This is a genomic window from Paenibacillus silvae (assembly GCF_014639235.1).
Taxonomy (GTDB): Bacteria; Bacillota; Bacilli; order Paenibacillales; family Paenibacillaceae; genus Paenibacillus; species Paenibacillus silvae.
The window spans coordinates 496,810-520,447 of sequence record NZ_BMFU01000001.1 but is presented as its reverse complement, the minus strand read 5'-3'; the positions used below and the strand labels follow the sequence as shown (position 1 = coordinate 520,447).

The 23,638-nt window shown below is 49.2% G+C and carries 19 protein-coding genes; 15 read left to right on the top strand and 4 right to left on the bottom strand.

From position 1 onward, the window contains the following. Nucleotides 1-87: 87 nt before the first annotated feature. The 3 genes from IEW26_RS02355 (at nt 88) to glsA (ending at nt 2,800) form a co-directional block, all read left to right on the top strand. The gene (locus IEW26_RS02355; protein WP_111273456.1) at nt 88-579 is read left to right on the top strand and encodes a GNAT family N-acetyltransferase; all 492 of its coding nucleotides are present in this window, start codon (nt 88-90) and stop codon (nt 577-579) included. Further along, complete coding sequence (locus tag IEW26_RS02350) at nt 576-1,742, top strand: hypothetical protein (protein WP_188591156.1); 1,167 nt, start codon at nt 576-578, stop codon at nt 1,740-1,742. Before IEW26_RS02355 ends, IEW26_RS02350 begins: the two co-directional genes overlap by 4 nt. A gap of 116 nt (nt 1,743-1,858) precedes the next feature. Continuing rightward, entirely contained in the window at nt 1,859-2,800 is a 942-nt protein-coding gene (glsA, locus tag IEW26_RS02345) for a glutaminase A (RefSeq protein WP_188591155.1), read from the top strand. Between the two features lie 178 nt (nt 2,801-2,978). Here the strand turns inward: glsA and IEW26_RS02340 are convergent, their stop codons facing one another. Beyond that, on the bottom strand, nt 2,979-3,332 hold the full coding sequence (locus IEW26_RS02340) for a YolD-like family protein (RefSeq protein ID WP_111273452.1): 354 nt from the start codon (nt 3,330-3,332) through the stop codon (nt 2,979-2,981). After that, nucleotides 3,329-4,573 (bottom strand): DNA polymerase IV, encoded by a 1,245-nt coding sequence (locus IEW26_RS02335; protein ID WP_188591154.1) that lies wholly within the window; start codon nt 4,571-4,573, stop codon nt 3,329-3,331. The genes IEW26_RS02340 and IEW26_RS02335 overlap by 4 nt, the downstream gene beginning before the upstream one ends. Before the next feature lie 878 nt (nt 4,574-5,451). Here IEW26_RS02335 and IEW26_RS02330 point away from each other — a divergent pair. From IEW26_RS02330 to IEW26_RS02305, 6 genes are all read left to right on the top strand, one after another. Further along, nucleotides 5,452-7,677 (top strand): hypothetical protein, encoded by a 2,226-nt coding sequence (locus tag IEW26_RS02330; RefSeq protein ID WP_188591153.1) that lies wholly within the window; start codon nt 5,452-5,454, stop codon nt 7,675-7,677. A 145-nt stretch (nt 7,678-7,822) separates the two neighbouring features. Continuing rightward, nucleotides 7,823-9,034 (top strand): HEAT repeat domain-containing protein, encoded by a 1,212-nt coding sequence (locus IEW26_RS02325; protein WP_145403976.1) that lies wholly within the window; start codon nt 7,823-7,825, stop codon nt 9,032-9,034. A 22-nt stretch (nt 9,035-9,056) separates the two neighbouring features. Then, on the top strand, nt 9,057-10,457 hold the full coding sequence (locus IEW26_RS02320; protein WP_186323052.1) for a glycosyltransferase family 2 protein: 1,401 nt from the start codon (nt 9,057-9,059) through the stop codon (nt 10,455-10,457). Between the two features lie 377 nt (nt 10,458-10,834). Next, the gene (locus IEW26_RS02315; RefSeq protein ID WP_111273447.1) at nt 10,835-11,638 is read left to right on the top strand and encodes a response regulator transcription factor; all 804 of its coding nucleotides are present in this window, start codon (nt 10,835-10,837) and stop codon (nt 11,636-11,638) included. Between the two features lie 274 nt (nt 11,639-11,912). After that, a complete protein-coding gene (locus IEW26_RS02310) occupies nt 11,913-13,280 on the top strand; it encodes a nucleotide sugar dehydrogenase (RefSeq protein WP_184187622.1) in 1,368 nt (455 codons plus the stop codon). Nucleotides 13,281-13,288: 8 nt separating this feature from the next. Further along, a complete protein-coding gene (locus IEW26_RS02305; protein ID WP_188591152.1) occupies nt 13,289-14,230 on the top strand; it encodes a hypothetical protein in 942 nt (313 codons plus the stop codon). Nucleotides 14,231-14,394: 164 nt separating this feature from the next. On the opposite strand, the gene IEW26_RS30700 is transcribed toward IEW26_RS02305, so the two are convergent. After that, on the bottom strand, nt 14,395-14,655 hold the full coding sequence (locus IEW26_RS30700; protein ID WP_188591151.1) for a stalk domain-containing protein: 261 nt from the start codon (nt 14,653-14,655) through the stop codon (nt 14,395-14,397). A gap of 204 nt (nt 14,656-14,859) precedes the next feature. After that, the gene (locus IEW26_RS02295) at nt 14,860-15,744 is read right to left on the bottom strand and encodes a helix-turn-helix transcriptional regulator (RefSeq protein WP_188591646.1); all 885 of its coding nucleotides are present in this window, start codon (nt 15,742-15,744) and stop codon (nt 14,860-14,862) included. A gap of 493 nt (nt 15,745-16,237) precedes the next feature. On the opposite strand from IEW26_RS02295, the gene IEW26_RS02290 reads away from it, so the two are divergent. The 6 genes from IEW26_RS02290 (at nt 16,238) to IEW26_RS30695 (ending at nt 23,492) form a co-directional block, all read left to right on the top strand. Beyond that, complete coding sequence (locus IEW26_RS02290; protein WP_373288399.1) at nt 16,238-17,485, top strand: LLM class flavin-dependent oxidoreductase; 1,248 nt, start codon at nt 16,238-16,240, stop codon at nt 17,483-17,485. A 193-nt stretch (nt 17,486-17,678) separates the two neighbouring features. After that, nucleotides 17,679-18,953: an ABC transporter substrate-binding protein gene (locus tag IEW26_RS02285; protein ID WP_188591644.1), complete on the top strand. Its 1,275-nt coding sequence runs from the start codon at nt 17,679-17,681 to the stop codon at nt 18,951-18,953. Nucleotides 18,954-18,956: 3 nt separating this feature from the next. Then, nucleotides 18,957-19,829 carry a carbohydrate ABC transporter permease gene (locus tag IEW26_RS02280; RefSeq protein ID WP_188591150.1) on the top strand — a complete coding sequence of 291 codons (873 nt, stop codon included), beginning with the start codon at nt 18,957-18,959 and terminating at the stop codon, nt 19,827-19,829. Between the two features lie 202 nt (nt 19,830-20,031). Further along, a complete protein-coding gene (locus IEW26_RS02275) occupies nt 20,032-20,847 on the top strand; it encodes a carbohydrate ABC transporter permease (RefSeq protein WP_188591149.1) in 816 nt (271 codons plus the stop codon). A 162-nt stretch (nt 20,848-21,009) separates the two neighbouring features. Further along, nucleotides 21,010-22,230: an MFS transporter gene (locus IEW26_RS02270; RefSeq protein ID WP_188591148.1), complete on the top strand. Its 1,221-nt coding sequence runs from the start codon at nt 21,010-21,012 to the stop codon at nt 22,228-22,230. Between the two features lie 635 nt (nt 22,231-22,865). Further along, nucleotides 22,866-23,492 (top strand): cell wall hydrolase, encoded by a 627-nt coding sequence (locus IEW26_RS30695; RefSeq protein WP_188591643.1) that lies wholly within the window; start codon nt 22,866-22,868, stop codon nt 23,490-23,492. Nucleotides 23,493-23,638 lie beyond the last annotated feature (146 nt).

Sequence of the window (23,638 nt, the reverse complement as noted above, 5' to 3'; positions counted from 1 at the left end):
TTCGTGCACTTCGGGTGACGACGTTGCATCTTGATCCATAGTAGCCGCACAATCACATTTAATGATGTATTCCAAGGAGGCATTTCCATGAATTTTGTGAAATACACAGAACCGGACTTTGAACATTATTATGCACTTGTTTCCAATGAGGACGTTATGAAACAGATTACCGAGCGTGCGATCCCTGAAGCGGAAGCCAGAACACAATTTGATTCGATGCTGGATTACAATCTTCGTTCGTTGTGCGGGCACTACCGTGTAAACTTGCAGGATGATGCAGGTGTGGCTTATGCCAAATTAATTCAGGATGAGGACAATCCGTCGCGGGCAGAGATGGGATATATGATTCTGCCGGAGCATTGGGGCCAAGGTCACGGAACAGCCATTGCGTCCCGTCTGATTATACAGGCTCAGGCCGCAGGCATTGAGCTGCTGTATGCCGTGATTGATCCTTCGAATGCTGCATCCCGACAGATTTTGCTCAGACAGAACTTTGAATCAACGTGGACGGGAGACTACGATGGGTTGCCTGGTGAGATATTGGAGTTAAATCTGCGTCCCGGCAGGAGAGCGCTATGATCACACCACTGGAGAAAATCTCTCATCCTCCGTTTAACCCCATTCATAACAAACTTTATAATCCACTTGAGCTGCTGAAGGGCTTTGATCCGGACAACCCACAGAGCCTGCTAACCACGCCTGACTTCCAGTGTTTTATATATTTTCATCAACAAGGGGGTACGACCATCTCGGACCCGTATGCCGCTATGATGGAGGCTATGCATGACACATCGGTGGTGCGCGAGATGAATGCATTTCTCGCAGCGGAGTTAGAGGCAGGCCGCCGCCCTGTTGCCATCATGGGGGGACATCAGGAAAAGCGAGGGAGTACAGCGTATTGTAAAGTAGCACGAATTGCCAAGAAACTATCCGAGTCCGGCTTTGTTGTCGTTAGCGGAGGTGGACCAGGTTGTATGGAGGCAACGCATCTTGGTGCTCTTCATGCAGGTCGGTCTGCGGACTCGCTTGAATCAGCAATTAATCGTTTAGCCGAAGCACCCTACGATGCATTTCCCCAAAACATGCAGCATCTCATCGGGAAAGATGGACGTTCCGTTCAGGAAGAGCTGTTAAGAGAACTGCATGCATGGATGCTTCCCGCGTGGGAAATTGTGAATGAACTCAAGGACCAGCTCACCCCGCTCAATCGCAGTCTGGCCTTGCCGACCTGGCATTATGGGCATGAACCCTTTACGCCGTTTGCTACCCATGTTGCGAAATATTTCCTCAATAGCATACGTGAAGATGTTCTCCTGACCCTGGCTTCATGCGGTATCATTTTTTCGGAAGGAAGAGGGGGCACCATTCAGGAAGTGTTCCAGGACGCCTCACATGTCTATTATCGTGATAAAGACGTTGACAGCAAGGCTCCGATTACTTCCATGCTGTTTCTCGATAGCAAGTTCTGGACTGTTCCAGACGTCCCGGATCAGGAACTTCACATGCCGGTTCTGGATTTGCTTTATCCACTTTTCGTGGGCACGAACAATATGACAGAAGAGGAATTCAAGCGTTATATCCGCGTTGTGGATGATGCGGATGAAGTGGTAGACATTATTATCGAAAATGCACATTCAGCGAGCCAGGTCGTACATAAACTTGCCAGAATCGGTATTACCAATATTGATTCGAAGCTCATGGCTGAACGAGCTGAAGCTTTCGTTAATCAAAGAAACATATGAGCATGCTCCTGTTTCCCTTCGTGTGATTTCCCGTGCCGCAGGGTAATGAATAGGATAGAATAGGGATAGGCATCGTGCAGGGTGCTTCTATAGATATAAGGTGGAGGAGATGACATATGAGTGAGTCAACGATGGAACGACTGAATGCCTTGCTGCCGGAGTGGCTGGAGACCAGCCGCTTGCATACAGGGCAGGGGAAGGTAGCTTCCTATATTCCAGAGCTGTTCAAAGCGTCACAGGATGATCTCGGTATTCATATTATGGACGCTGAAGGAAATCATGTGTCTGCTGGCGATTGCGGTGTGCCTTTTACGATGCAAAGTATCTCCAAGGTGTTCACGCTGATTCTGGCTTTGATGGATCACGGGGAAGAGGCCGTCTTCTTTAATGTAGGAAAAGAACCGACGGGTGACGATTACGACTCGATGATCAAGCTGGAGCTGGTTGAACCGGGCATTCCGTTTAATCCCCTCATTAATGCGGGTGCAATAACCGTATCCTCCCTCGTTGGCGGTGACTGCAAGGAAGAGAAGTCCCGCCGCATTCTCGAATTTTTTCGCAAGCTCGCTCACAATGAACGACTGGGGTATAACGAAGACGTTTATCGTTCCGAATCCGAAAGTGGTCACCTGAACCGCTCACTCGCTTATTTTCTCAAACACAACGGTGTAATCAAGGATGAAGTGGAGGATGTCCTGGCTGTCTATTTCCGCCACTGCTCTATTGAAGTGACCTGTGCGGATCTGGCCCGCATGGCACTTGTTCTGGCGTATAACGGAACGAATCCTATTACGGGTGAAGAGCTTATTCCCCGCCGTTACGTGCAGATTGCCAAAACGTTCATGACCACCTGCGGCATGTACAATGCTTCTGGTGAATTTGCCATCGAGGTAGGTCTTCCGGCCAAAAGTGGTGTTTCCGGCGGTATTTTGACGCTCGTACCGGGACAATTCGGCATCGGCCTGGTTGGGCCGGCATTGAACCGCAAGGGCAACAGCATTGCTGGTGTGCATCTGCTGGAGCGTCTTTCCAAGGAGTTTGACTGGAGTTTCTTCTAAATTTAAAAGGCAAACATAACATTTACACATATAAGCAGTGGATGAATCAGATTTCTGACATTTTGCTTCTTTCGAACGAGGCAGGAGCCGGGAACTGTTTATCGACTGTTTTTTATTTCATTGACTATTACAGGGATACCGCTCCTGCACAACTTGAAGCCGCTGTATCGATCCACTCTCATTCATCCAGCCATTCACCGGCGGGTGTTACACCTGTAATCAGGTTCATCTGTAAATCACGGGTTCCATCTGCTGTCAGCAGCCTGAGCGTACGGGCAGGCCGATCCAGCTTGAGCACACGTCCCGTATAACAAATATCGTCATGCTCATGGAACAGGCTGATGGTGATCTGATCACCCAGCACCATGGAATTGCTCAGCAGCCGGGACATTTCTTCGGCAGCCTGGGCATCCAGAGAAGGGCGAGTACGCGGGGCAAGCTGCTCCTGATGAAGAATATAAGCTTCCCGATGCTCCGGAAGCATCATGCGTGAGGACTCAAAGAGTCCGTTCTGCTGCAATTTTTTACTCATTTATAGTGACCTCCAATTTTGTGAGAACGGTCCTGGGCCTGTGCAGACGAACAGAGGGAGGATGCCCGCATAATGGCGGTGTCTCCGAACTTGCGTTTGATATCATCTGTAGCCCGTTCCAGTTCTCTTTTGCGTTCACGGTCGTCAAACCAGGATAGCTGCACCTCCGAATCAGGCACAAGCCCGGTCAGAGATACGCTGATGCGGCGAATGGGTAATCCGTCCCAATGGCGAAGAAACAGGGCAGCCGCGGCATCATATACTTCATCCGTAATGTTGGTGGGTTCATTCACCTTCATCTGACGGGAAAAGCCTGTGGGTCTGTCGTAATCCTGCCCCCGGCACCCAACCGAGACCACATGCCCCATGAGTGATTTGTCCCGGGAACGCCGACTGACCAGCTCTGCCAGCTCCAGCAGTACAACCTTGATCTCTTCCCAGGTCTCATAATCCCGCGGCAGTGTCATCTGATGTCCGATGCCCTGCTGCTGGTGTGTGTACGTGCCGGGCTTCACCGGGGAATCGTCTATACCGCGAGCTATACGCCATAATACTTCCCCATTTACACCCCAGCGCTCCTTCAGACGAGACAGCGGCGTATTGGCCAGATCACCAATCGTATGAACTCCCATCTTGTAGAGATGCTGTGCCATACGTGAACCGACCATAAACATGTCGCGTACAGGTTTTTCCCAGATCGTGGACGGCATCTCCCTGCGCGGCAGCGTGTAGATGCCCCCGGGAACTTTTTTGGCATACAGGTCGCAGGCCATTTTACTGACCACCTTGGTATCGCTGATCCCGATTCGGATGTAAACGCCCGTTTCATCCATGACTCTGGACTGAATGCTGCGTGCAATCGTTTCGGGACTGCCGAACAGATCCAGACTTCCGGTGACATCGAGAAATTGTTCATCAATGCTGTAGGGTTCCACAAGATCGGTGTACGACTGCAAAATGCGCGTAATGTGGAGGGAGACGCGGATATACTCGGCCATACGTGGACGAATGACGACAACATCCGGGCACTTGGCAAGGGCTTCACCCAGCCGTTCTGCAGTCGTGATGCCGTAGGACTTGGCGAGAGGACAGGCCGCCAGAATGATGCCCGAACGTCTTGCCGGATCACCAGCTACAACCAGAGGGCGATCGTTGTACTCGGGATGTGCAGACTTCTCCACACTGGCATAGAATGACTGGCAGTCTGCCAGCATGATGACACGTCTGTCTTGGCGGGGCATACTATTTCCACTCCTTATCTGCTGTAATTCTGGTTGTTGTTCCTATCGGGTGATCTATAGGCGGAGTACTCATTATTTACAGTTTATTTACAGTATGGAACAAGTGTTCTTGTTTTATAAGCATAAAGGACAATTGCAAATGCGGCAACCGGAATTATTTTGCAAATTGGACACAAATACAGAATGACCAGATTGAAGCCCGGAAATAGGAAATAAGAAGTGCTTTTTTACATATAATGTGAGAGATCTGTGACCGCAGGGTGATGACCAGCAGTTCATTTTGCTTTTTGTAAAAGCTGGATCAACGGACAGAGTCCTATATGAGGGACTGATGTCCTTTTTTCATTTTCAGCACTTTTCAGAAAACCTTGATGTGGCGCGGGTTTTCACTGATGCGTTATCGGACTATAGTATCAATTTTGTAATCTTTATGGTTAATACTGTAAAAAACAGCGCAACTTTAAAAATCGACTTGCGTTTAATGGGGTATATGTTTCACGGGGGAAGAGTGCCTGAGGCCGCGTTGCACATAACAATAAAGAGTGGAGTAACGCAGGAGCAGCGGTGCATTCATCTGTGCTTTTTTGGGCAGATCACATGTAAAAAGACCGCAAACGGAGCTGCTGCCTTGGTGTTCCGGAGGATGGCGCGAACGGCCGGGTATGGGCAGAACGTTCCATATCGTGTTTGCTTCCATCAGCCTAGTTACAATACAGAGGCTTAGCGCTATAGTGAGAACTACACCGCTGACATCTCTACCAAAGCGGACATCCGAAGCGGAATGATCGTATGTTTCCTGTCCGGATTTGATATACATGCTATAAATCCGGTGCATAGGGAAGCAGGATGCATACTAGAGAGGTGAGCAATCAGAAGTCATGAGCAGACAACGACGAAGACGCTGGTTACTGACAGCTTTGACAGGTGCGATGGTGCTGACTGGCGGGATATTGGCCGGATGGCATTATATGCAGCCCAAGCTCGTTACGTATACAGCGGAGAATGGCACGGAGATGAAGTTCAAGACCGATGGAGACCGGTTCATGCAATACGAAAAGGATGGAACATGGAAGGAAATGTTCGTCAAAGGGGTCAACCTTGGGGCAACTTCACCAGGACATTACCCGGGAGAATTTCCACTTACCGAGCAGGATTATCTGCGCTGGTTCGGGCAGATTCAGGACCTCGGAGCGAATGTGATCCGTGTGTATACGGTCCATCAGCCGATTTTTTACTCCGCACTGGTCGATTATAATCGCGGCCGGGAGCAGCCATTATATTTTATACAGGGCATATGGTCACCCGAGGAGGAATTGATCGAAAAGCGGGATGCCTATGCCGATCATATTGAGCAGACGTTCAAGCAGGAGATTGAAAAGGCAGTATCTGCGGTATACGGAGATGCAGACATTGCAGCCAAGAATGGAGAATCCAGCGGTAAATACAGAACCAATGCCGGAAAATATTTGATGGCATGGCATGTAGGCACAGAATGGGACCCTGCTATGGTGGACAATACAAACAAGGTGCATGCGGATGTGCCGCAGTACAAGGGTGTGCACTTCTCAGCGACAGCAGAAGCCTCTCCGTTTGAGAACTGGCTGGCAGAGCTTCTCGATTACACGGCTGTTCAGGAGAAAAAGTATGGGTGGGAGCACCCGATGACCTTTACCAACTGGGTCACCACCGATGTGCTGGATCATCCGGGCGAGCCGCTGTATGAGGAGGATATGGTTAGTGTAGATGCACGGCATATCAAGCCTGAGGCATGGGATGGAGGTTATTTTGCCGCCTACCATGTGTATCCGTATTACCCGGACCTGTTCCACATCGATAAGACGCTGCAAACGATCAAGGATGCCAATGGGGAGTACAACACGTACAAAAGCTATCTGCGCAAGCTCAAAGCCGAGTTTTCCGATATGCCTGTAATGGTTACAGAGTACGGTGTACCTTCCTCCCTGGGGATTTCCCATCTGGGCATGGGCGGACGGAATCAGGGCGGGCATAACGAGGTGCAGCAGGGGGACATTGATGCTTCGCTGACACAGGATATTTATGACGAAGGGTACGCAGGAGCTATTCTGTTCATGTGGCAGGATGAGTGGTTCAAAAAAACCTGGAACACGATGCCGATCGAGATTCCGGCTGACCGCCGGGCGTACTGGCTGAATGTGCTGACGAATGAGAAAATGTTTGGTCTGCTGGCGATGGACCCCGGGAAACAGGACGAGCTGACCATCGACGGCAAGCTGGATGACTGGAATAATCTGCAGCCTGAGGAGGTCACGGTCTGGAAAGGCAAGGTGCAGGGCATTCAGGAGATGAAAATGACCCATGACGAAGCCTATCTGTATATAGGCCTGACGCTGGATCAGCCATTTGACCCTGAACGGACGCTGCTTCGAATCGGTACCAATACCCTTGCTGGTGGCAGTCAGCCTGGCGGTATGCTTCCAGGCAAAACGCTAAGCGACGGACTGGAAACGGTCGTTACGCTTGGCAAGGATAACGAGTCACAGGTGCAGATTGCGAAGGATTATGATTTCAACCAGCGACTGTACGGCAAGGATGGATATAACATGATTCCGGATCAGGAATTGAAGTCGGCTGAACCGTTCCATTCGTGGAACCTGGCGGTTAGTTTGAAAATGACACCACCGGATACACGTTCAGCGCATCCATTTATGACAGAGAACGTCGGGATGTTAAAACGGGGAACAACAGCACCCGGACAGACTGACACCGATTCGTTAACAGCCTGGCAGTATAACGGCAATCAGGTGGAGATGCGAATCCCATGGATGCTGCTTGGCTTCGGTGATCCAAGCTCCTTGCAGGCGATTGAGTATGGACCATTGAAAAACGGACGTGAGTTCTCTACAACGACAGTTGAAGGCATCACACTCGTTCCATGGCTGACGAACCGCTCCACGAAACAGGTATCATGGCCTGGCGGTGAACAGACAAGCCTCGATCTGAAGGCATTGCCCGTCTACAGCTGGAAGCCTTGGGAACAGGTCAAGTACAGCGAAAGACTCAAGCTGAGCTATGAGAAAATGAAGCAGACCTATGAGAAAATGCCTAGTTTACGCATCGATTAAATAAGATAAATGATTGTGTAGAGATGAGATGAATGAAAGTACAAAGATGGGATGAATAAAAGGTACAAAGATGAGATGAATTAGACAATTCCTTGAAAGAACAGCACAGAAAATCATAAAGCAGCATAAAGGAGGACTTTTTCACATGTTCCAGAGTTTGGCTTTGGCCTATTGGTTTCTGATGGTCTGCATCGCACTTGTGATTGTGGGCGTCATCATTCTGTTTGCCATGAAAATGTCCCACAATGGCAAACAGCGCAAAATGGCTTTGTACGAAATGAAGCAGCGGGATTATTTCACATATTTGCAGACGGCACTCACAGAGAACAGCCCGCTCAAGCTGCCGCCCGGAAAACTGGCCCCGCTGGAGCGCCGGGTTATTCAGGACAAGCTCATTGAATGGATTGACCAGTTCAAAGGCGAGTATCGGGAGAGGCTGATTGAATTGTGCCGTGAGGCCGGATTTGTCGAGCATGATCTCAAAGAGCTGGGGCGCTTGCGTTACGGTCGTCAGATTGACGCGGCATATCGTTTGGGTGGGATGCGCTGTCCCGAAGCGGTTCCGGGGTTAATGGAGCTGCTCAGAGATGAGAAGCCTGGCCCGATGGCGATTATGATTGGACGTTCAATTGCGAGATGTACGACCCGGCATGGCGAGTTGAAGGATATGCTTGCACTGCTTTTAACGAAAGGAAAATCGATTCATCATCTGGCCGCAGATATACTGCTGGAAGCAAATCTCGATACAAGCCGTGTCCTGCTTGAGCTGCTGGAGGACCGCAATCCTGACTTTGTCAAAGTGGGCCTTGTAGCGATGTGGGGGCAAGCGGTGCCTGAAGTAATGCCTGCACTCGACAGGCTCGTTGGAGCAGAGCATCAGGATGTACGGGCCGAAGCGGTGAAGCTGTATCTCAGTGCAAGTCCGGCCCTTCGGGATGAGACGATTCTGAAGCTGATTCAGGATCCGGACCCGGAAGTTCGCGCTGAAGTGGTGCAGGCGCTGGGCTCGAAGCATGCTTCAGGCAGTATACCGCTGCTGCGCAAGGCACTTCGTGATGCAGACTGGAGAGTGCGCTACAACAGTGCGGAAAGTCTGGGCAAGCTGGGCGAACCCGGGTTCGAGGCTTTGTGTCAGGCAGCCGTGCAGGGAACAGGTGCAGAGCGCGAGATTGCGATGCAGCAGATCGAGAGCACGATGCAGCAATCGGGAGCTGACCACAAGGCGGTAGAACAGATGATTGCACATAACAAAAAAAGATTGCTGTATGAACGTTACTTTGGCCCTGTGCGCGGTGAGAACCGACCAGCCAAAAAACGTGCAGGCGTTGCAACAGTAGGAGGGGATTACACTGCTTAGAGATCTATTGCTCATCTACGGTATGGTCGCCATCTATTATGTGGTGTTTGTTAATGCACTTTATTTTTCCATACTGGCCTTGTCATTTCGTAACATCTGGACCATCTTCCGGCGTTCACATTACTCCAAGTACAACACGTTATCCGGCTCGGAGCTGGTACCTTCGGTTTCCCTGCTGGTGCCAGCGTACAACGAGGAACTGACGATTATTGAAAATGTGAACTGCCTGATGACACTGAATTATCCTACGTATGAGGTCATTGTCGTCAATGATGGCTCCAGCGATTCCACCTTGAAGATGCTGCTTGAGGAATACCGTCTAAAGCCTATGCCGAATATGCAGCTTCGCGGGAAAATCCCTTGTCAGACCATTCGCGGAATTTACCACAACCCGGAGTTCCCGGATCTGTATGTAATCGACAAGGAAAATGGCGGCAAGGCTGATTCCCTGAATGCGGGCATCAACCTGTCCCATTATCCGCTCATCTCTTCCATTGATGCCGATTCACTGCTGGAGAAGGATGCCCTGATCCGCATGGCACGCATGTACATGGAGAACCCGGAAGAAACTGTAGCGATCGGCGGGGATGTGCGTATTGCCAACGGCTGCAAGATCGAAAATGGTGCGGTACAGGACGTATCCTTGCCGCGCAAAATCTGGCCGATGTTCCAGTCTATCGAGTATCTCAAAGCCTTTCTCGGCGGACGGATTGGCTGGAGTCATATGAACGGTCTGATCATCGTCTCTGGTGCATTTGGTATGTTCCGCAAGGATGCAGTAATTGCCGTAGGAGGTTACCGCGACGGTTATCCGGGTGAGGATATGAACATTATTATCAAGCTTCATCGCTATATGCTGGAAAATAAATTGAAATACCGCGTTGCCTTCTGTCCTGAAGCGGTGTGCTGGACACAGGCGCCGGATTCCTACCGGATTTTGTCCAGCCAGCGCAAGCGCTGGGGCCGCGGGAATCTGAAAAACATGCTGGAAAATCGCGGTATGCTGTTCAACCCGAAATACAAGGTTATGGGATTAATTACGATGCCATATAACGTCATTTTCGAAGCGCTGAATCCGTACTTCCGAATTACCGGACTGATTGCTCTGGCCGGGTACGTGCTTCTGGACATGACTCAGTGGCCGATTCTTGTCCTGTTCGGTTTGCTGAACTTTGTGAGTGGATATCTGCTGAGTATAGGGGCGTTGATTCTGGAGGAGATTGCGTTTAAACGGTACAACAAGCTCTCCGATCTGGTCAAAATGCTCGTCTATTCTGCGCTGAAATTTGTGGGTTACCACCAGCTCGGCGTTTTATGGAGATTGCAGGGCCACATTCAGTTTTTGCAAAACAACAATTCCTGGGGCACGATGACCCGCCAAAGCTGGTCCGAGGAATCCAAAGACGCAAGTAAAGCTGCCTAAGGCAGGCAATAAAGTAACAACAGTATAGATGTTCAACTCCATTTTTACACGACGACGAAGAGGACAGAAATAATCTGAAAAAAGCGAAGCTATATAAGTTGAACTATTCTTTTACATCTAACGGAGAGGACAGAAAAAACCTGGAAAAGCGAAGCGTTCGCCTTTATCACCGCTTTGGAAAAGGGAATAAAAAAATCTGGGGATAACAGCGATTGGAAGGTTATTCTGTCATCGAAGTGGGCTGTGTAAAATCTTTAGTTCAACTTATATAAAAGCTTTCTGCAAATAAATCGGAAGATTGTTCTGTCAACTTAGTATTCGTGTAAACAACCTGTTGAACTTGTATAAATCATTGAAGGAGAAGGGTGGAAAAGAACATGCCAAATACGGCGACATTGCAGCGTGAGGCTGCCGTTGATGTGTACCGCAGTGTAGAACAGGGATTAAAGGAAACAGGTGCTGAAGCATGCGGCTTAATGTTCATTCACTGTGCAGGTCAGGTTCAGCCAGAGCAGCAGGTCAGGACACATCTGGAGCACGCGGGTTATGCGTCCTTCGAGGTATGGCAGGATAGCAAGACGCAGACCATTGCTGTACTGCTTCCAGGTCTCTCGCTCGACGAGGTTCACTATGAAGGACTTCGTATCAAGCATGAGCTGCAGGAGAGCGTTCCTGGTGCTGATCCGCAAATTACACTGGCCAGTTTCCCGCCAGGGGAGCGCCCTTCGAAGGCAACGATTCAGCATATGGCCGAATCTTCGAAGCTTGTGGATTCATCGGAAATTCATATCTATACGCTGGAGCATACGGCGGATGACCCGGAACGGATTTTGATCGTGGATAATGATCCGACGGTTCGTGAATTTTTGCAGCTGCGTCTGAAAATGCAGGGATACGAAACCTACGAAGCGGTGGATGGACTCGCCGCTCTGGAGCTGATCGAAAAAGTAACGCCTGATCTGGTGCTGACCGAGTTGAATCTATATGGCATCGATGGTCTGCCATTTATCCATCACATTCAGAAGCTGGAGATGGAGCAGCCGCCCAAAATTGTTGTGTTGACGGAGCAGCGGGTCGAGCAAACGATCAGCCAATGCTTCCGCAGCGGGGTCGATGATTATATGACCAAGCCGTTCTCTCCTGTGGAGCTGGACGCCCGGATCAGACGCTGCCTGCACTAAAAGATAAGTAGAATTAGAGTCACAACGCTTAAAACTACTACCACATCTATTATGATCTGAACTATTCTTTTACACTTTAACGGAGAGGACAGAAAAAAACTGAAAAAGCGAAGCGGTCGCCTTTATCACCGGATTTTCCCTTTAATAAAAGGGAATCAAAAAAATCTGGGGATAACAGCGATTGGAAGGTTATTCTGTCATCGGAGTGTCCGTGTAAATCCCCTTAATTCAGCTCATATAAGCAACATCAAATAAACTGCCCGGAGGGAATATCATGGAGAATCAACAATTTCACACTTTACTGAACGCGATCGAAAATAAAGAAGCGGTACTGGGCGTTGTCGGCCTCGGTTATGTTGGCCTTCCCCTTGCGGTGGAGATGGTTAACCAAGGGTTTACCGTCATCGGCATCGACCTGGATGCTTCCAAAGTCGACAGCATCTACAATGGAGATTCCTATATTCACGATATTTCATCCGACGAATTGAAAAAAGTAATGCAAAGCGGCCGTTTCCAGCCAACAACGGACTACAGCATGCTGCGTGTCATTGACGCATTAAGCATCTGCGTACCGACACCGCTTAGCGAAAATCAGGACCCGGATACCTCTTACATTGAGACCGTTGTAGACCAGATCAAGCTTCATATGAAGCCCGGCATGCTGATTACACTGGAAAGCACCACGTATCCAGGTACAACGGAAGAGTTGATCCAGCAGGAGCTGGACAAGATCGGACATGAAGCTGGCAAGGACTATTTCCTTTGCTTCTCGCCTGAGCGAGTGGACCCGTCCAATGGCCGTTTCACCACGTATAATACACCGAAAGTCATTGGTGGTACCACCGAAGCTTGCCTGAAGCTCGGCACGGCGTTATACAGCAAATATGTAGAAACCGTGGTTCCGGTATCTTCACCTAAAGTAGCGGAAATGTCCAAATTGCTGGAAAACACCTTCCGCAGTGTCAACATTGCCTTCGTTAATGAAATGGCGATGATGTGCGACCGGATGGGTATCGATATCTGGGAGGTTATTGACGCGGCTGCGACAAAACCGTTTGGCTTTATGCCATTCTATCCAGGGCCAGGCATCGGCGGACACTGCATCCCGCTCGACCCGATGTATCTGTCGTGGAAGGCCAAAGGATTCCGTTTCTACAGCAAATTTATTGAGCTTGCGCAATCCACCAATGACAATATGCCGTACTATGTACTGAATAAAACGTCAACGATCCTGAATGAATACGCGAAGTCTGTTCGCAAATCGAACATTTTGCTGCTCGGCATGTCGTACAAACCGAACATTGCCGATCTGCGTGAATCACCAGGACTGGAAGTATACGAGCTGTTCAAGGAAAGCGGCGCAAACGTTAGCTATTACGACCCGCATGCAGCATCGTTCAGAGATAAACATGGCGAAACCGTGTACAGCCAGGCTTTTAATCTGGAGCAGTTCAAAACGTATGATTGCATCGTGCTGATCACCAACCACAGCGACTTGCCTTATTATGATATTGCGGAGCTGGGTGTACCGATTCTGGATACACGTAATGCATTCCGTACGTATAATCATTCACACATTTACAAGATTGGTCACTCGGTACAGCATCCTGTGTTTGCACCAAGTGAAGCGGTTCTCGTCTGAGGCGACTGATGAGAAAACAGGGCAAGTGGGCAGGTAAGGCTAAATGGGCTATAGTGGCTGTGGTGTTCTGCCTGCTGCTGCTGTCCTGGCTGTTCAAATGGTTTTCGCACGAGGAGCACAAGGCAACCTGGCTGTGGGATACGTCGATCATTACGAAGCAGACACCTGAGATTATCGCGTTCTCCAAGGAACAGGGCGTGGATACCATTTTCCTGCAAGTTCAGGATGAGGTACCCGATGCGGCCTATCGCAAGTTTATTGCAGCTGCTACCAATGCCGAGATCGAAGTGCACGCCCTTAACGGTCATGCCGACTGGGCTTATCGCGAAAAGCGCGCAGAAGGACTTGCTTTTATCGAAAGAGTCCGTGCATACAATACATCTTCTGCGAAGAATGAACGCTTTGTGGGCATTCAGCTCGATGTCGAGCCGTACCAGCTAAGACGTTGGGAGAACGAAGAGAGCAGTGTCATTGCCGAGTGGCAGAACAATATGGAGGTCTGGACGGAGGCCGGAAAGGCCGCAGGCCTGTATATGAGCGCAGCGATTCCATTCTGGCTGGATGCCCGTCAGTCCGCTGGAGGCAAGGAAACATTCAGTCGCTGGGTCATCTCCCGTTTTGATGCGGTAGCTATTATGGCTTATCGGGATAGAGGGCAGCAGATGTATGATCTGTCCAAGGAAGAACTGGCTGAGGCGGATGAGCTGGGCAAGAAGGTCTGGATTGGAGCAGAACTTGCGGATACGCATGAGGGGGACCACCTGACCTTTTTCCGCAAACCGATCAGCAATATGGACGAAGAGATGCAGAAGGTGTTTAAACTGGGCGCATCACATTCTTCTTTTGCAGGTGTGGCTGTGCATCATTATGAGGCCTGGTATGCGAAGCAAAACGGGATTCCGCTGGCGCGCAAGACGGAGGAGAAGAAAGAGGAATCACAAACGGAATAGTCTAAGCTTCAACGTGAAGTTATGATCCCTTCTGGGCAAAAGCTGCAGGTATTCGTTCCTGTGCTTTACGGCTCAGAAGGGATTTTCACATCAATTAGAGAGAACTGTTCCCGTTAATCTCATATTGGCAATATCCTACCTCTCTAAACAGATTAAGTGTAACTCTACTCCTTACTAACCTGAACCGTTCTCGTCTGCGAGTCATAGGAGACATTAATGTCGTAGACCGAAACGATATCTTTTAGCGGAAAATAAATGCGGTTTTGAATCAAAAGAACGGGGTTATTTGTCCGAAATGACTCATCATTGTGCTGGAACGTATCACTTCCAACCTTGAACTGAAACAACGGGGTAGGAATAGCAAAGTCTTCATTGAGAACCCTGAATGTTTTGGTTTCCGATTGGAAAGACGCATGATCAACCACTCCTTTGGTATATTCATTAGAAGTAACGTAACACCGAGTACATAAGTTACATAGGTTCAGGAAGTAAAATGAAAAGAAAACCTGAATAAGGCAAATCCCGATCACTCGCTAGTAAAGGGAGTTTCCTTATTCAGGTTATTTAGCGCTAAGCAGGATGGAAACTGGAAACGCCACAGTTAGCGCCGAATTTCTTATCCAACTCATTTAATCTCTCTTCTGTTCCGTTGTTGTTATTCGATAACGGTTGGGGGGCAGACCAACCTGCTTTTTGAAGGCTTTGGAGAACGAAAACAGGTCGGGGTAACCCACGGAATGAGCCACCTCCGTTAAACTCAGCGTGGTCTGCACAAGCAGAAGCTTGGCCTGGTTCATTTTGAGCTGCTGAATATATTGCACAGGGGACAGGCCGTAAGCTTTGCGAAACTGCTTGGCGAAGTGGGTTCGATCCACCCCTGCGTGAGCGGACACACCTTCTACGGTAATTCCGCCTGCGAAATGAAGTTCAATGTACTCTTTACCTTTCTGAAGCCAAGGAGTAGCCACATCCGGTTGCAAGTCTTTGGTCGCCGGAGAACGTGCGATACGGTCAAAAAGACTGAGAAACCGGGTCAGTCGCCCCAGATCACTGGCACCGTCCTGTGGTTTGCGAACGTCTTCCATAAAAGAACGCATGCTGTTAGCCGTTTCGGATGTGAGTACACCTGAACGATAGGGTGTATCAGGACTCAGCCCAATTCGGGAGAGCAGTTCAGCGGCATATGCTCCGTCAAAGGCGATAAATATTTTTTGCAATGGATGGTCGGGATCTGTCCAGTACTCATGCGTGACATGCGGAAACAGACAGAAGGCATCTCTGGCTCGCAGAGAATACTGCTTTCCGTCCTGAATGAATGTGCCCTCCCCCTCCAGTACAAATAACAAATAGTGATATGGCGTAGTCCGAGGACCAATATGATAGTTGCTTTTGGCAATGTTGCGACCAATGCGTAAGGGCCAGGCGCCGCTGGCCTTCTCAAATTCAGACGGAGTGAAGAATAGAATATCCAGAAACTCGTGGTGATCCTCCTTCATGCGTTCAAGCTCGGTCATCAGGAACACCTCTTTAATCATTAAGTATCGTTGATATCATCTAAAAGAATTGTTTATAACCCATTATACAGGTTGGTTTTATGTAAATTCAAGACGAGTAAAACCCGAATTCGAAAAACGACCACAAAATGACAAAAATAAATTGCCGCGAAATGACATTGATCACAGACAAATCAATTGTTATGATGTCCATACCTATTAAACCAAGTTAATTAATCGGTATTGGAATGTATACTTTACAAAATGATTAGAAATTAGGCGCACTTTAAAAATAGGGTTTAACGAGTGTGAACGTAGTGGAGGGGACGAAATCGATTCTGAAGAAGCGAAGCGTCCGCCTTTATCATTGGATGTTTACCTTTGAAATAGGGAATCAAAAAAATCCAAGGATAACAGCGGTTGAAAGAACGATTCGGAACCGGAGCGTCTAATGTGCTCGAACGTGACTTGATTTTCAACATGAGACTTTATTTATCCATAGAAGGGAATGACGATGGTGAGCGAACAGGAAGAAATGAAGTTTGGATGGTTTTTACCAACCGCCGGAGATGGGAAGTATGTAGGTGTAGCGCCAGAGCGTGAGCCAAGTCTGGATTATCTGGTGCAGGTGGCACAGACGGCGGAGACGGCCGGATTTGAATTTGTACTGATTCCGACAGGGGGAGCCTGTCTGGACGCATGGGTGGTCGGCTCGGCGGTAATGAGTCACACCAAGACATTGCGTCCCCTTGTAGCGATTCGCCCAGGTCTGGTGACACCCGTACTTGCTGCTCGCATGGGTGCGGCACTGGATCAGCTCTCCGGCGGTCGCGCCATGATTAACGTGGTTACAGGCAGTTCGGTTCGAGATCTGGAAGAGCTCGGTGATCCGCTGGCACATGCGCATGATGAACGATATGTTCGCGCAAGTGAATATATGGAAGTCATGAAGCGTTCATGGACGCAGTCGACGGGACTGAATCTGACAGAGTTTGCCGGAAGTGGTGCACAATCAGGTGCAGATGCATCCAGCGATCCAAATTCTGAATTTAACGGTCAGTATTATAACTTCAAAGGCCCGGTAGGTATGCCCGAGACGGTACAGAAGCCATTCCCTCCATTCTATCTTGGAGGAAGTTCTCCGATTGCAAAGCGAGTGGCAGTTGAACATGCAGATACCTTCCTGATGTGGGGCGAGCCGCATGACTGGATTCAGGAGCAGATCGAAGAGATCGAGGTCATTCGGGAGCAGGTGAAAGAGGAAACGGGACAAGATCGTCAGCTCCGCTACGGTATGCGTGCACAGGTGCTCATTCGGGATACCGAAGAAGAGGCATGGGCAGCAGCATGGGAGATCATCAGCAAAGTACCGCCGGAAGCGATTGAAAAGGCCAAAGCCGCGTTCGCCGAAACGGATGCCACCAACCAGCGCAGACAAAATGAGCTCCGGGAACTGTCGGAGAAACAGCAGTTTGTGGTTGGGCCGAACTTGTGGACAGGTTTGTCGGTAGTACGCTCCGGCGGAGCCATCCTCATTGTGGGTACAGCGGAGCAGGTTGCAGAACGGTTGATAGAATACGGAGACCTGGGCGTAACGACGTTCATTTTGTCCGGTTATCCGCACCTGGAAGAAGCCGAAATCTTCGGCAAAACCGTGATGCCCATCATCCGCGAAAAGTGGAAAACTAGACAGAAGCAACATTCAGTTACTACTAAACTAGTTACTACCAATTTAAGTAAGTATACATTTTTTACACTTTAACGGAGAGGGCAGAACCGATCTGAAGAAGCGGAGCGCTCGCCTTTATCACCAGATTTTAACCATTGAAAGAATAAATTCAAAAAATCAGGGGGTAACAGCGATCGGAAGATGGTACTGCACTCGGAGTGTCTTGTGTAAAACATTCGTTAAACTTACGTTAATCATCCTTAGGAGGTCGTCTTTCATGAAAAACATGAAAAAAACGAAAAAAATGATTCTGCCGCTTGTCAGTATGCTGGTGATGTCCATTCTGCTGTCCGCTTGCGGCGGTGGAAATAACGCGTCATCCGGAGAGAACGGCTCCTCAGGTTCAGGCAAAGTGACCATTAGCTTCATGCACTGGCGCGGCGAGGATTCCGAAGCATTCAACAAAACGATCGACGCGTTTGAAAAAGAAAATCCGAACATCCATGTGGAGATGCAGACGCTGCCTTCGGATCAGTATCAATCTACAGTACAATCCAAAATCAGTGACGGCTCTACGGGCGATGTGTTTGCCTCTTTCCCGGGTGCTCAGTTCCAAGCTTTCAGCAAAGCCGGATTATTTACCGATCTGACCGGATCATCCTTCCTGTCGGCGTACAATCCGAAACTGATCGAAGCTGGACAGAAGGACGGCAAGCAATATGCGATTCCATACCAGCTTGTATATAACGACCCGATCTATAATGTGAAACTGTTTGAAAAGTATGGCCTCACACCACCGAAGGATTGGGAAGGGTTCCTCGCTCTTTGCCAGAAGCTGAAAGACAATGGCATCATTCCGATTGCCTTTGCCGGAGCAGACATTGGTCCAGGTCAATTCATGAATACGATGGTGATGAACAATGCACCGAGTGACGACATTTTTACCAAAGTTGAAGCAGGCGAAGCCAAACTGACAGATGAGTTCTGGGTGAAAACATTGACACAAATCAAAGAACTGAACGATAAAGGATACTTCCAGCAAGATGCACTGGGTACGAAAGACCCGGCAGCAGGTGCACTGTTTATTCAGGAAAAAGCAGCGATGCTCGCAAGTGGATCATATCAACTCGCTCAGAACAAACAACAAAACCCGAATCTGGAGCAAAAGCTGCTCGCACCGATTACGGTAAGTGCCGACCAAGCGAAATATGAAGGGGTACACACCACCACGTTTATGCTTGCGGTAAACAGCAAGTCGAAACACCCGGAAGAAGCCAAGAAATTCCTTGAATTCCTGAGCAAGCCGGATGTAGCTGGCGCATACGCCAACCAGACAGGACAAAATGTAACGGTGAATGACGTGAAGTATGACACACCTGAGCTTCAGGTTGCAGGAGAGTGGGCGAACAAAAAGACCGTGTTCCAGCCACGGTTCACGATTCTGAATGGAGATAACCAAAAGGCTGTAACCAATTCCATTCAGGCTGTGCTGAGCGGCACTTCACCAGAAGAGGCAGCACAGCAGGCACAAGCGATCATTGATCAGCATATCGGGAAATAAACGATGAAAAACCGGTTTCAGCTATCCCTGTTTCTGTTACCCGGATTGCTGCTGTACGTTGGATTGTTCGTATTTCCTACATTGACGGGGCTGTTCTACTCCTTTACGGATTGGGACGGGGTATCCCCGTCGTATGCATTTGTAGGGCTGGATAATTACAAGGACAGTCTCAGCAGCATCGTATTTCGCAAAGCCTTTGGAAATAACGTGGAGTTTATGTTAACGGTTGTCATCGCACAAACCTTTATTTCACTCGTTTTGGCTCTGCTTCTGGTACGCAATACCAAAACAAGAGTGGTGCTTCGGGCGCTGTATTTCCTGCCGGCGATTTTGTCGTCGGTTTCGGTCGGTCTGATCTGGGCGTTCATGTATGACCCGTCCATTGGACTGATCAATTACGGATTAAATGAGGCGGGCATGGGCAGCATGGCTCGTAACTGGATCGGTGATCCGAAGATTGCCATCTTCTCCATCGCTGCGGTGCAGGTATGGGCTCATGCAGGACAAATGATGATTGTGTTCATCGCAGGACTGCAAGGCATTCCGGCAGAACTGTATGAAGCGGCACGTATGGACGGCGGCAGTAAATGGCAGGTATTCCGTACCGTGACCTGGCCGCTGCTAGCCCCTTCAGCAACCATTGTTGTAGCCTATACGACGATTCAGTCGTTCAAGGCCTTTGACCTCATTTTCACAATGACAGACGGAGGTCCAAACTACGCTACTGAAATTTTGACCACCTATATTTATCATACGGCCTTCGGCAGCTATTCATTTGGTCTGGCTTCTGCCGGTTCGATGATCTTCCTGGTGCTGCTCGCGCTATTGACACTGTTACAGTTCAAAGCGCTGCGTGCCGACCGGGTAAGTTATTAACGGATAGATGATTGCTTTTTTTCGTAAGTGTTAGCGGGGAGAATGATAAGTCAAGAATGTGTGCAGAAGTAAGAAAGAGTCATTTTAGAGAATCGGGAGCTGTGTTCGAAAAATACGAACTAGCTGATGTTAATGTTGGTAATTGATGTTGAATGCAGAGATTAGTTATAAGTGTGAGGTTGAGAGAAAGGAGGGAGATTATATGGTTTTCAAATGGTTCAATCGACTGATTCTGTTTGTGTACGCGCTGCTGATCCTTGTGCCGCTGTATTTTGTATTTGTATCGTCGTTTAAAACAAGCAGCAATTTCTTCACCAGTCCATTCAGCTGGCCGGACCCGTTTACGTGGGATAATGTGACGGGGCTGTTCCGTAATCAGCCGATGTGGCAATATTTCGGGAACAGTATGGTTGTGACGCTCGGGACAGTTGCGATTGAGCTGCTGCTCAGCAGCATGATTGCTTACGCTATTGTTCGCTGGGGCGGCAGTGTAGGTAAAATTGTGTTTGGGCTGTTTGTGGCAGGTTTGATCGTGCCGTCCCAGGTCAGCATGCTGCCGATCTATTCCCTCACCCGTACGCTCGGATGGTCCGACAGCCTGACGGGTCTGATTATCGTGTCGGCTGCCATGCTGATGCCTGTTTCGGTGTTCATGCTGACAGGTTTTATGCGTATGCTGAATTCGGAAATTTTGGAAGCAGGCAGTATGGATGGCGCCAACGAGTGGAGACTCTTCACCCGAATTGCTCTGCCACTGGCGGCACCTTCACTCGCGGCAACAGCGACTTTTCTGCTTGTGATGGTCTGGAATGACTTGCTCATTCAAATGCTTATGCTCACTAGCAAGTCGAAGCTGACCCTGCCACTTGCGCTAATGCAATTCCGAGGGGAGTACGTGACCAATTACCCGATGATGCTGACCGGCGTTCTTGTGACAGCCATCCCGATGATTGTGCTGTTCCTGCTGCTCCAGCGTTATTTCGTGGCAGGTCTGACCGCAGGTTCACTCAAAGGGTGAGGGACGAGAAGACGACTGAAAGATTGTTTGCAAAACCAAGTTTGTTCTATATTCGTTGTAAATTGGCGTCACATCGTATTTTGCATTGATTTCTGGTTCATTCTGCATAATAATGGTTTAGTGTCAGAATGACTACATAGAGATCAAGGGAGCTATAATCTGATGAGCAAATTGGAAGTATTGCGGAATCCCAAGCAGCGCAAGCTGCTGTTCAGTGCCGGTATGAGCTGGCTATTTGATGCGATGGAGGTCGGCATGATCTCCTTTATCGTGGCTGCACTCGCGAAGGAGTGGAGTCTTAGTCCAGGACAAGTCGGGGTGCTGACAAGTATCAATTCGATTGGTATGGCGCTCGGTGCCTTGCTTGCTGGTGCACTTGCAGACCGTTTTGGACGAAAAGCGATTCTGATGTGGACGCTGCTCATCTTCACGATTGCAAGCGGTCTGTCTGCACTCGCTACCGGATTTGCAGTATTGTGCGCCCTGCGTCTGCTTGCAGGTATTGGCCTTGGCGGTGAGCTGCCGGTGGCATCTACGCTGGTATCAGAATCCATGCCTACAGCCGAACGTGGACGTGCGGTTGTATTATTGGAAAGCTTCTGGGCAGGGGGCTGGATCGTATCGGCGCTCATTGCCAATTTTGTCATTCCAGAGTATGGGTGGAGAATTGCGTTTGCAATCGGTGCGCTTCCGGCGTTCTATGCGCTGTATCTGCGCCGTGCCATTCAGGACCCGCCTCGTTACAAAAACCACACGAAATTGCGTAAAATCACATTCCGCGAGAAGGTTGCCACGGTCTGGTCTGCACCGCATCGCCGAACAACGTTAATGCTGTGGATTTTGTGGTTTACCGTTATTTTCTCGTATTATGGCATGTTCTTGTGGCTGCCTTCGGTTGTGATGGCAAAAGGTTTTACATTGGTGAAAAGCTTCCAGTACGTGCTGATCATGACGATTGCACAGCTGCCAGGTTATTTTACTGCTGCGTATTTCATTGAACGTTTTGGCCGCAAATTTGTGCTTGTTGTGTACCTGACGCTGACCGCAATTAGCGCGATCGCCTTTGGACTGGCTACAACAGAAGCGACGATATTGGCCGCGGGAATCTGCTTATCGTTCTTCAATCTGGGCGCGTGGGGCGGACTGTACGCGTACAGTCCAGAGTTATATCCAACTTCCGTACGTTCCACAGGCGTTGGTCTGGCTACATCGGTAGGCCGGATTGGGGGCGTGCTCGCACCATTTATGGTGGGTATGCTCGTTCAGCGGGCGGTTCCGATCAGCCTGATTTTCACTATTTTCTTCGTAACGATCCTTATTGGAGCAGCTGCCGTGCTGTTCTGGGGTCGGGAAACGAAAGGACAGGAACTCGCTGAGTCATAGTCAGAAAATGTTAGCGCAACTTTTGTGCGGGTCTGTTTGCCTACGGAAATGGCAGCTGGACAAGCGGTACAAGGTTGATATAAGAAGAGGTATGACCCTGATACGACCATGGGCTCATGCCTCTTTTTGATATGTGCAGGACTCATTTTTTCATGCTCCATCGGTCCGATAGACGTGCTATTTTCGTTATCCTATAATGACACTCGGGATGTCCAACCGTGAGGATTCAGGGGGAAGCCGTATATCTGGATTCAGAAAAATGGAGGGTTAAGGAAATGACGAATAAGAATAGATTTGAGATGGATCAGACGCTTGTAATGAATGTATTGCCAGAAAAGAATGAAATGAATATGGAAAGTATCAAGGAAATAAATTCAGAAGGTATCATTGATGAGAAGATAAAATGGAATGAAAAGCATATGGCGAATGAAGAGCATAGCGTGTACGAAATGGTACGAATAGATGATGCCGCCGGGGTGAATGTGATTTATGGCTATACCGAGAGCATTAAAGAGAGTGGGATGCACAGCGGTTACACGGGAAGCGATGTGATTGATCTAGCTCCTATCACCGTCAGTCGTAAGGTCACTCATGGCAGGGGGAGAAAGAGTGGCAAGAGAGCAGGCCGGATCAGTATGCTTCTTGGAGCCTGTGCAATGACGCTTGGACTTACCGTTGCCGCACCTTCGGCTGGAGCGCAGAAGCTGGAGCAAGGGATTCGCAGCGAGCACGTGGTACAACTGCAGGAGCAATTGAGCGAGCTGGGGTATTTTGACGCTGGTGTGACCGGTTATTATGGTTCCATCACCAAGAGCGCGGTTCTCAAGTTCCAGCAAGCGCAGGGACTGAGCGCGGATGGTGTAGCAGGACCGATTACTTTGGAGAGGCTGAACAAAAAGGTCAAAGCCGAAGGAGAAACGCTGCGACAACTGGCGAAGCTGATCCATGGGGAAGCGCGCGGTGAATCTTTTGAAGGACAGGTCGCTGTAGGGGCAGTTGTCTTAAATCGGGTGCAATCGGGAGAATTCCCGTCATCCATCTCGGAAGTCATTTTCCAGAAAGGACAATTCACCGCGGTGGACGATGGACAGTTTAATCTGAAGCCAACCGCGACCTCGTTCAAGGCTGCGCGCCAAGCTTTGAATGGCGTTGATCCGACGAAAGGTGCACTGTATTATTACAATCCGAAGATTGCTACGTCCGAGTGGAGCAAGAGCAGACCAACACTGCTGACGATTGGACAGCATGATTTTACGAGATAAGTTTACCGGATAAGGTGGGCTTGTAGGGAAAGGGCTGATTAGGTGATAGATAGAGCAATAGTAGATTTTGATACAACTAGGGACTCCGGCTGTACACTGCTCATCTGCATGTATTTGTCCGGGGTCCATTTCAGCGAAGTGTTCAC

Excerpts from the sequence above, each read along its gene's own strand:
- IEW26_RS02355 (WP_111273456.1), top strand. The coding sequence starts at position 88 with ATGAATTTTGTGAAATACACAGAACCGGACTTTGAACATTATTATGCA.
- IEW26_RS02350 (WP_188591156.1), top strand. The coding sequence starts at position 576 with ATGATCACACCACTGGAGAAAATCTCTCATCCTCCGTTTAACCCCATT.
- glsA (WP_188591155.1), top strand. The coding sequence starts at position 1,859 with ATGAGTGAGTCAACGATGGAACGACTGAATGCCTTGCTGCCGGAGTGG.
- IEW26_RS02340 (WP_111273452.1), bottom strand. The coding sequence starts at position 3,332 with ATGAGTAAAAAATTGCAGCAGAACGGACTCTTTGAGTCCTCACGCATG.
- IEW26_RS02335 (WP_188591154.1), bottom strand. The coding sequence starts at position 4,573 with ATGCCCCGCCAAGACAGACGTGTCATCATGCTGGCAGACTGCCAGTCA.
- IEW26_RS02330 (WP_188591153.1), top strand. The coding sequence starts at position 5,452 with ATGAGCAGACAACGACGAAGACGCTGGTTACTGACAGCTTTGACAGGT.
- IEW26_RS02325 (WP_145403976.1), top strand. The coding sequence starts at position 7,823 with ATGTTCCAGAGTTTGGCTTTGGCCTATTGGTTTCTGATGGTCTGCATC.
- IEW26_RS02320 (WP_186323052.1), top strand. The coding sequence starts at position 9,057 with ATGGTCGCCATCTATTATGTGGTGTTTGTTAATGCACTTTATTTTTCC.
- IEW26_RS02315 (WP_111273447.1), top strand. The coding sequence starts at position 10,835 with ATGCCAAATACGGCGACATTGCAGCGTGAGGCTGCCGTTGATGTGTAC.
- IEW26_RS02310 (WP_184187622.1), top strand. The coding sequence starts at position 11,913 with ATGGAGAATCAACAATTTCACACTTTACTGAACGCGATCGAAAATAAA.
- IEW26_RS02305 (WP_188591152.1), top strand. The coding sequence starts at position 13,289 with ATGAGAAAACAGGGCAAGTGGGCAGGTAAGGCTAAATGGGCTATAGTG.
- IEW26_RS02295 (WP_188591646.1), bottom strand. The coding sequence starts at position 15,744 with ATGACCGAGCTTGAACGCATGAAGGAGGATCACCACGAGTTTCTGGAT.
- IEW26_RS02290 (WP_373288399.1), top strand. The coding sequence starts at position 16,238 with ATGGTGAGCGAACAGGAAGAAATGAAGTTTGGATGGTTTTTACCAACC.
- IEW26_RS02285 (WP_188591644.1), top strand. The coding sequence starts at position 17,679 with ATGAAAAAAACGAAAAAAATGATTCTGCCGCTTGTCAGTATGCTGGTG.
- IEW26_RS02280 (WP_188591150.1), top strand. The coding sequence starts at position 18,957 with ATGAAAAACCGGTTTCAGCTATCCCTGTTTCTGTTACCCGGATTGCTG.
- IEW26_RS02275 (WP_188591149.1), top strand. The coding sequence starts at position 20,032 with ATGGTTTTCAAATGGTTCAATCGACTGATTCTGTTTGTGTACGCGCTG.
- IEW26_RS02270 (WP_188591148.1), top strand. The coding sequence starts at position 21,010 with ATGAGCAAATTGGAAGTATTGCGGAATCCCAAGCAGCGCAAGCTGCTG.
- IEW26_RS30695 (WP_188591643.1), top strand. The coding sequence starts at position 22,866 with ATGCTTCTTGGAGCCTGTGCAATGACGCTTGGACTTACCGTTGCCGCA.